This is a genomic window from Brochothrix sp. (assembly GCF_017549435.1).
Lineage (GTDB): Bacteria > Bacillota > Bacilli > Lactobacillales > Listeriaceae > Brochothrix > Brochothrix thermosphacta.
On record NZ_JAFYUW010000109.1, the window covers coordinates 1 to 8246 of the forward strand.

Annotated in this window: 8 protein-coding genes; 5 read left to right on the plus strand and 3 right to left on the minus strand. The window is 33.9% G+C overall.

Annotation, left to right across the window (positions count from 1 at the left end; all coding sequences use genetic code 11):
• Positions 1-759: 759 nt before the first annotated feature.
• Positions 760-2433, plus strand: coding sequence for a peptide ABC transporter substrate-binding protein (locus IKV95_RS07130; protein WP_069119132.1), 1674 nt, complete (start codon positions 760-762; stop codon positions 2431-2433).
• 360 nt (positions 2434-2793) lie between these two features.
• On the plus strand, positions 2794-3144 hold the full coding sequence (locus tag IKV95_RS07135; protein WP_029091752.1) for a DUF3899 domain-containing protein: 351 nt from the start codon (positions 2794-2796) through the stop codon (positions 3142-3144).
• A 62-nt stretch (positions 3145-3206) separates the two neighbouring features.
• On the opposite strand, the gene IKV95_RS07140 is transcribed toward IKV95_RS07135, so the two are convergent.
• Entirely contained in the window at positions 3207-5177 is a 1971-nt protein-coding gene (locus IKV95_RS07140) for a fructose-1,6-bisphosphatase (protein WP_069134825.1), read from the minus strand.
• 449 nt (positions 5178-5626) lie between these two features.
• On the minus strand, positions 5627-5827 hold the full coding sequence (locus IKV95_RS07145; RefSeq protein WP_029091754.1) for a cold-shock protein: 201 nt from the start codon (positions 5825-5827) through the stop codon (positions 5627-5629).
• A 185-nt stretch (positions 5828-6012) separates the two neighbouring features.
• On the opposite strand from IKV95_RS07145, the gene IKV95_RS07150 reads away from it, so the two are divergent.
• The gene (locus IKV95_RS07150) at positions 6013-6225 is read left to right on the plus strand and encodes a DUF2187 family protein (protein ID WP_029091755.1); all 213 of its coding nucleotides are present in this window, start codon (positions 6013-6015) and stop codon (positions 6223-6225) included.
• 58 nt (positions 6226-6283) lie between these two features.
• On the opposite strand, the gene IKV95_RS07155 is transcribed toward IKV95_RS07150, so the two are convergent.
• A complete protein-coding gene (locus IKV95_RS07155) occupies positions 6284-7255 on the minus strand; it encodes a Gfo/Idh/MocA family protein (RefSeq protein ID WP_069125315.1) in 972 nt (323 codons plus the stop codon).
• A 225-nt stretch (positions 7256-7480) separates the two neighbouring features.
• Here IKV95_RS07155 and IKV95_RS07160 point away from each other — a divergent pair, with 225 nt between their 5' ends.
• A complete protein-coding gene (locus IKV95_RS07160) occupies positions 7481-8038 on the plus strand; it encodes a DeoR family transcriptional regulator (RefSeq protein ID WP_029091757.1) in 558 nt (185 codons plus the stop codon).
• On the plus strand, positions 8014-8246 hold a 233-nt coding region (locus IKV95_RS07165), incomplete at its 3' end, for a copper resistance protein CopC (protein ID WP_287451573.1). The genes IKV95_RS07160 and IKV95_RS07165, both read left to right, overlap by 25 nt.

The window sequence follows — 8246 nt, forward strand, 5'->3', positions numbered from 1 at the left end:
AATGAGCATACAAGGACAGTATGGGACGGAGCGAAAGCGAGTACCAATCCTTAGAGCAATTGAGTACCAATCCTTAGAGCAATTGAGTACCAATCCTTAGAGCAATTGAGTACCAATCCTTAGAGCAATTGAGTACCAATCCTTAGTGCAATTGAGTACCAATCCTTAGTGCAATTGAGTACCAATCCTTAGAGCAATTGAGTACCAATCCTTACTTTAAAGCAGCCACATATATGTGTGGCTGCTTTATTTTTATATGAAAAACGTTTAATATTTAGATAACCATTTTTTTACTATTTGGTATAACGATTTTTTTGATAACAAAGACACATATCATAAAAAATAGATGGAAATTCTTACAACTCAAAACTACTTATATTTTTTGTGCTAAAAATATTGAATAATTCCATTTTAATTATTATTATTATTTTCAATTCTATTTACTGATAATTTTAAAGAAGAAAGAATATTTAAACGATATATACCCTTAAACTACCTTTTTTTAAGGATGAAAAAGCTACTTACAAAAAATAATTACAAAAAACAACAGTTATTAGATGCAGATAAAACCAATGATAGCATGGGGTTAGGGGTTTGTGACATTATAATTGTCAGAAAAGTTACATTTATTTCATATAAATGTCAGAATTTTATGATTAATTAATCAACTTGTGATACAATAGTTTGTAGACAACAGTTCATATCTAAGTAGTGCATGGTATTGTGGTTCAAAACTTATTTTAGGGGAGGAATTTGTTTATGAAGAAATTGAAAGTATCTGCCGTAATGGCAATCGTATTAATCGTTGGTCTAGTGTTGGCTGCGTGTGGTGGAGGTAACTCATCAAGCGATTCTAAAGATTCAGCCAAAAAAGATAAAGAGCAAACTATTAACTTGCTTGAGTCAGCACAAATTGCAACAATGGATACAGTAATGTCAACAGATGTTGTATCTGGAACAGCAATGGATCAAGTAATTGAAGGTCTTTATTCATTAGGTAAAGATGATAAATTTGAATTAGGTGTTGCTGCTGAAGAACCAACTATCAGCAAAGACAATAAAACATATACATTCAAACTACGTGATGATGCTAAATGGTCTAACGGTGACGATGTAACTGCAAACGATTTTGTGTTTGCATGGCGCAAAGCTGTTAATCCAGACACGGGTGCTCAATACGCATACATGTTTGATGGTGTAATTGAAAATGCTTCTGACATTATGACTAAGAAAAAAGGCGTTGATACATTAGGTGTTAAAGCTGTAGATGATAAAACACTTGAAGTTCAATTAGAACGTCCGATTACTTATATCAAATCATTATTTGCATTTGTAACTTTCAAACCACAAAATGAAAAATTTGTTAAAGAACAAGGTAAAAACTACGCTAAAACAAGTGAAAACTTAATCTATAACGGTCCTTTCACATTGAAAGACTGGGATGGTAATGGCGATACTTGGGAATATGTAAAAAATGATAAATACTGGGGCGCTAAAGATGTTAAGTTAAAAAATGCTAAAATTAATGTTGTTAAACAACCTTCAACAGGTATTAACTTATACACTAAAGGCGAAGCTGACGCTGTAAACTTATCTGCAGAATATGCTAAACAATATGCAAAAGATAAAAATAGAATCAGTGTGCCACAAGCATCAGTATTCTACCTTAAATTCAACCAAAAACGTGATGGCAAAGAAACACCACTAGCTAACGAGCATGCTCGTAAAGCAATTGCTCAAGCATTTAACAAAGAAGCATACGCTAAACAAATCTTAGCTAACGGCTCTGTAGCAGCAGATCAACAAGTACCTGAAGGTCTTGCAGCAAATCCAAAAACTGGTGAAGATTTCACTAAATCTGCAGCAGCAGCAAACAAATACTTAACGTATAATGTTGAAGCTGCACAAAAAGAGTGGAAAGAAGCTCAAAAAGAAATTGGTGATAAAGTAACAATTGAGTTATTAAGTGATGATACTGATAACGCAAAATCTTCTTCACAATACATGAAAGACCAATTAGAAAAAAATCTTCCAGGACTGACACTTAGCCTTAAAAACGTGCCATTTAACAACCGTGTTGATTTAGATAGTAAATCTAACTTTGATATGGAATTATCTGGTTGGGGTGCAGATTACCAAGATCCAATGACATTCTTAGATCTTTATGTAACTGGTGGATCTAATGCAAACATTAACTACTCTAATAAAGAGTACGATGCATTGATTAATGCTAACAAAACAACAGATGCAGCTGACCCACAAAAACGTTGGGAAAACTTCATCAAAGCGCAAGATATCTTGATTAATCAAGATGCAGCAATCGCACCAATTTACCAACGTTCATTATCAATTCTTCAAAACCCAGCAATCAAAGATATGTACCGTCATAACTTTGGTTCTGATTACAGCTTAAAAGCAGCTTACATTAAATAGCAATTACTCAACTGGAAAAAGCCTTTACGTTATTTAACGTAAAGGCTTTTTTTGGTGATACTTGAAAATAAATATTAGGAGCAACAATCTTAGAAGAAGTAAGTGAGGTAATGATAAAAATAGATACTAGTAAAGAAAAAATAAACTTAATTTACATAAATTAGTATATGCGAAGAGGGAATTCAGCTGAATTTTAAGGGAAACACATTATAGCGGTCTTTAAAAAATAGTGACAAATACTAGGCATCTTTAAGGTTTCTTTAAAGGAAGTACTTTTATTTCCCAGGTAATAGTTGTTTGGTAATTAAACTTAAATAAGCTATAATAAAGAAAAAGATAAAGTAAGAGAGGATATTCATATTGAAAAAGTTAGGGATTTATGTAATTGTCAGTTTTTTAGTAATAAGTGGCTTTGTTACTTTTAAGGAACCAGGTTGGACAATTGAGCATTTTATGGATGTCAGTTTCATCGTTGGATTAGTCTTGTTGTTATTAGGGTTATTGATTTGGGTTGTTCGTGGAGGCTTTTTTGATATCTTTCATTCATCAATGCGTATGTTATTCAATTTTGGGCCCAACAGACGATCCGCAGAAGAAATCAGAGAGGCCGGAATGCTTTCTGAACTAGTAGCGGTTAAGTATCACCATTTATTAATTGTCGGTGGTATTTATATTGTTGTGAATATTTTATTCCTCGTTATTTTCTATTAAACTGCTCTTAATAAAAAGAAACCTCTAAAAAACATATAGTTTTTTAGAGGTTTCTTTTTATATTAAACGTTTTTCTCTTTTATAATACCACTGCGGTAAGCAAGTAATAATGCTTTTAAATCAGTTATTTGGGCTGTAAGTTTGAAACCGATATCTGTGTCTTTTACCATTTTTCGTGAGGTTTCTGTTTCGATGATACGACGAGTTGAAACAATATCAGTTTCATTTGAAATAGCATCCTCAGTAGACGTGAATGGCTGATGTCTGACAAGTTGAAGTCCATAAGCATTATAGATGAGTGTATAGCCCGCGATGCTAGTGACGTTATGATAAGCTTTAGAAAAGCCACCATCTATTACTAACATCTTTCCATCAGCTTTGATAGGTGTCTCGCCTTTTCCTTCTTTGATGGGTGTGTGGCCATTAACGATATGACCTATATCTGGATTTAAATCGAACTCTACTAAGATTTTATCGACTGTTGAGACATTATTACGCAGTTGATAATAAGCATTCTTTTTTTCATAGTGTGTCGTTTTATCCTCGATAAAATAGCGTTCGAATGTAGTCATTGCTTTTTTCCCGAATAAAGGCGACGTTTCACCGGTCCATAAATACCAGACATAATCTAAAGCATTCTTTTTAATTTCACTTCCATCAGGTTGTGAGTAAGCTTCACGAGCAAAACGATCAAATTGATCTAAGAGTGATCGTCCGCTATATGTTTTGCCAGCAATCAATAACTTTTCAAACGAACCATCATCATCTAGAGGAATACAACCATGATAAATTAAATTGCCATTATAACGCAGGTACATACTGCCTTTTGAATAGAGGAAGGCGACGTGCTCTTGTAATTTCTCCGAGTTGACAAATCCAGAGACGAGTCGATGAATAACTTCAGATTCTTCTGGAGTGAGCGTATAAGGAGATTTTGGGTTGATAGTAGGGAAATGGGTATCGGTAAGTAAATAATCTTTCCCTGCGATACTAATAGTGCCAGCAGCATAATCAATTTTATCAAGGAGACGTCTATTTTCCATATTAAATTCAGGATGGCGCTGTATGATTTCCCCTTCCAATTTGAATTGAATAATAGCGATTGCTTTATGCATACGCGCTATTTGTTGTAATTCGGTTGTTGTTTCCTCCGCATGCTCTTGAGTTTTAGGTTGAAAAGCAGTTGCGGGATCGTTAGCGTATACTTCATCAGCAAAAATAGCGAGTGAGCGTAAAGAAATGCCGTAACTTTCTTCTACTGTATCTAGATTGAGGTAGCGTGCTGATATACGTAAAACATTTGCTAAACAGACTGCGGATCCACTAGCAGCTCCCATCCAAATCATATCGTGATTTCCCCATTGAAAATCAAGTGAATGATTTTCTTTGAGTCGACCAATTATTTTATCTGGTGCAGGGCCACGGTCAAAGACGTCACCAACGATATGTAGGTGATCAACAACTAAACGTCTTATAAGTTTAGAAAACGCGTGTATGAGGTCTTGAGCAGCGTTTAAATGAATGAGGCTTGTTATAATTTCATTATAGTAGTCGTCTTTTTCTATTTGAGCGTTATTTTGATAGAGTAATTCTTCGATAATATAGATAAAATCACTTGGCATCTGTTTACGAACTTTTGACCGTGTATATTTAGAAGAAACAAAATTTGTTAGTTCTATTAATCGTAATATAGTAAGACGATACCATTCGTTTTTTTCTGTATCATTTAGTTCTCGTAAAATCAGACTCATTTTTGGTCGAGGATAATAAATTAAAGTTGCCAAAGTATTAATTTCCTTTGAAGTGAGACGATCGTTAAATAAATGATGGATTTTTCGTTTAATGACACCCGATCCATTACGAAAAACTTGTTCGAAGGCATCATACTCACCATGAAGATCGCTTAAAAAATGCTCTGTTCCTTTTGGTAAATTAAGGATGGCCTCAAGATTAATAATCTCTGTAATTGTTTCTGCTTTGTTTTTATATTGTTTTGATAACAAATTCAAATACTTTTCTTGTTCTTTTGACAATGGAGAAAGACCTCCTTCTATAGTATTATAAAAACGTGTACGATAGATTCATTCTAGGAAAAAAAGGGCAGGGTTGCAAGAAAAGTTGTTTGAAAAAACAAAATAAACACATTGGGGTAGACCACTAATGGATAAGAATTGATTTTTATCTGTTAATTGGGTATTTTTTTATTTTTAGTAGAGTAGTCCAATGACATCAAAAGATTTTCAATTTCGGAATTTTTTAAAAGTTATAGCACATTTTTAGCATATAAAAATCCCCCTAACTGCTTTCCACAAAGCAAAGATGTTAGGGGGATAATGCAGTGACTATTTCACACTGCGCAGCGGAATGTTCACGCTGCAAAAGGCTCATCGCAAGTATTAAGTATAGCATTAAAAAAACACCTTGTATATAGTGTTTTAAATAAAAAAAGAGCCACCCGAAGGTGACTCTTTCATTAAGTTACTTACGCTTTATCAACGTTAGCAGCTTGAGGTCCACGTTGACCATCTTCTACTTCAAAAGTAACAGCTTGGCCTTCTTCTAAAGTTTTGAATCCTTCAGATTGGATAGCTGAGAAATGTACAAATACATCGTCGCCGTTTTCGCGTTCGATAAAACCAAAACCTTTTTCTGAGTTAAACCATTTTACTTTACCTGTTTCCATTATAAAAAACCTCCAGTTATGCACTAAGTGCAAATAGTTGTAGTCTTGTTTTAGGCATAAAAAGAAGTTTGAAATTCATTTCTTTACCTTACAAAAGCACATGTTAATCATAACACGTTGAAACAATAATAGCAAAACAAAATCAAATATATGTTATTCTTATATTATGAAGGGACTGATTTGATTTGTCAGAAAAAAAAGAGATTGTACCAGTTGGAGAAGTAGGAGACTTGGTAAAGTTTAAACGAGTAGATATGTCTGGAGAAGGTATTATTTTAAAATTCTTAACTAACTCTGCAGTTCTAACCATTACAAAGAGAGAGTCGGCAATTGAAGAAGTAAAAGCTAATCCGACAACAGTCGTAAACTTTAAAAATTATAAAGTCATAAAAAAATAATTCTGCCTCCTCTTGTATAAAAAGAAGGTTCCTCTCTATTGAGGAACCTTCTTTTTTGTTATTTTTTTTCAAACGAGTAAACTAAGCCCCATTGTTCACGAACATCTGTTAAAATATCCAACACGTCTTTGCTTAAAGGTAATGTGTTTTCAAGATTTCCGAGCAGGAGTTTTTCAAAATCTTCAACTTCATAAAGCATCGCATCGGCGCTACTCCCTGCTTGAATCAGCGTGGTTTCTCCAGCAGTGCTTATAAATGTTGCTTTATCAGCTCTAGGATAGTCTGTAATAGTTATGTAACCTTTATCCCCACCAAGAACGGCTGTTTTTGGTGTTTTGGCACGTATGCTTAGATTGATGACAGCAATCTCACCCTCATTATTTTGCAGTAAGATACCCGATTGTTCATCTACACCTGTTTCAAATTGTTTCATCGTTGTTTTAATTTGATGTGGTTGGCTACTAAGGAAGTAACGTGCAAATGAAACTGCATAGGTACCAATATCCAATAATGCCCCGCCAGCTAAATCAGGATTAAAGAAACGACTTGTAACATCATAAGGTTTAGAACTACCGAAAGAGGCTTGAATCATTTTCATTTCACCTAAAATGCCCTCATTAATTAAGCGTTTAATTTCTTTGAAAAGAGGCATATGGAAAATTGTCATCGCTTCAGAGACAAATAATTTTTTTTCTTGTGCTAAAGCAATAATTTCTTCGAGTTCTGATGAGTTAACCGTAATCGCTTTTTCACATAAAACATGCTTATTGTGATGTAAAGCTTCCATGATATATTCATAATGATTATTGTGTGGTGTAGCAATATATACAATATCTACTTTTTCATCTGCAAAAACCTCTGAGTAAGAACCATAAGTTTTTTCGACAGTGTAATTTTCAGCAAATGCTTCTGCCTTTGCTGTGGATCTAGAAGCAACAGCGTAAATTTTATTATCCCTTGCTTGTAATGTATCTGCCATGTTAGCTGCAATACCGCCTAGTCCTACTATCGCCCAATTAAATGTTGTCATAAAATAAAACCCCATTTCTATCATGATACAATCAGTATATAATAGTATTTGGAATTATGCGAAAATAACTGTTCAATAGAATTTGCTTAAGAATTGTCAATTGAAAACTTAAAGAATGTCACAAAATAGACAAAAATGTTCAGTGGAAGCGTTATTATTTGTTAAATTCAACAAATAATAACAGGTAAAATGCTATACTGATTTTAGATTTAGGGGAGTGAATAAATGTTAAAGGAAGAAAGACACAAACTCATATTAAATGAATTAGACGCAACAGGTCTATTTGATTTAAAAGCGTTTAGTCGAGCTTATGAAATGTCTGAAATGACACTCTACCGCGATTTGCAATACCTTGAAACGACAGGTAAGTTAATAAGAATTAGTGGTGGTGCGAAGCTATTACCGATAGATAGTTGTGTTGTTTGTCATAAACAACCGCAAAGTAAGCGTCAAAGAATAACACTGCATTTGATATCTGGGGTAGAAAAAAAAGCTTGTTGTGCTCATTGTGCACTCATATATTTAGAGAAGCATATTAAAGAGGTACAACAGATTTTAGGTACAGATTTTTTAATGGATACGACAGTTAATGTAAAGCGAGCTAATTTTGTAATCGGTGCAAATTTACCTCATTTTTGTTGTGATCCGAGTGTTTACCTTTTTTCAGAATGTAAGATTGCAACACAATTTACAAAAGGTTTTGGTGGGCGGGTACTCTCACTCGAAAAAGCAATCGAAGAAGTCAGTGAGGTGATGTCATGTTGCAAGCACACAAAAAAATAGGTGTGGTGGGAGTATTTTTAATTGTTGTGATGACAATTATTTTAGGTTTCACAAGTATGCAAACAAAAGTATCAGCGCATGCTTATGTTCAACAAACAACACCGGGCATACAAGAAAATGTGAAACAAGCACCTAAACAGGTTGTTGTGCAATTTGATGAGGCGATTCAAAATCAATCACCTTTAATCATTGTAACCAATCAAAAAGG

Bases quoted from the DNA above. Each gene is read 5' to 3' on its own strand.
- IKV95_RS07130 (WP_069119132.1), top strand. From the start codon at position 760: ATGAAGAAATTGAAAGTATCTGCCGTAATGGCAATCGTATTAATCGTT.
- IKV95_RS07145 (WP_029091754.1), bottom strand. From the start codon at position 5,827: ATGGAAACAGGTAAAGTAAAATGGTTTAACTCAGAAAAAGGTTTTGGT.
- IKV95_RS07155 (WP_069125315.1), bottom strand. From the start codon at position 7,255: ATGACAACATTTAATTGGGCGATAGTAGGACTAGGCGGTATTGCAGCT.
- IKV95_RS07160 (WP_029091757.1), top strand. From the start codon at position 7,481: ATGTTAAAGGAAGAAAGACACAAACTCATATTAAATGAATTAGACGCA.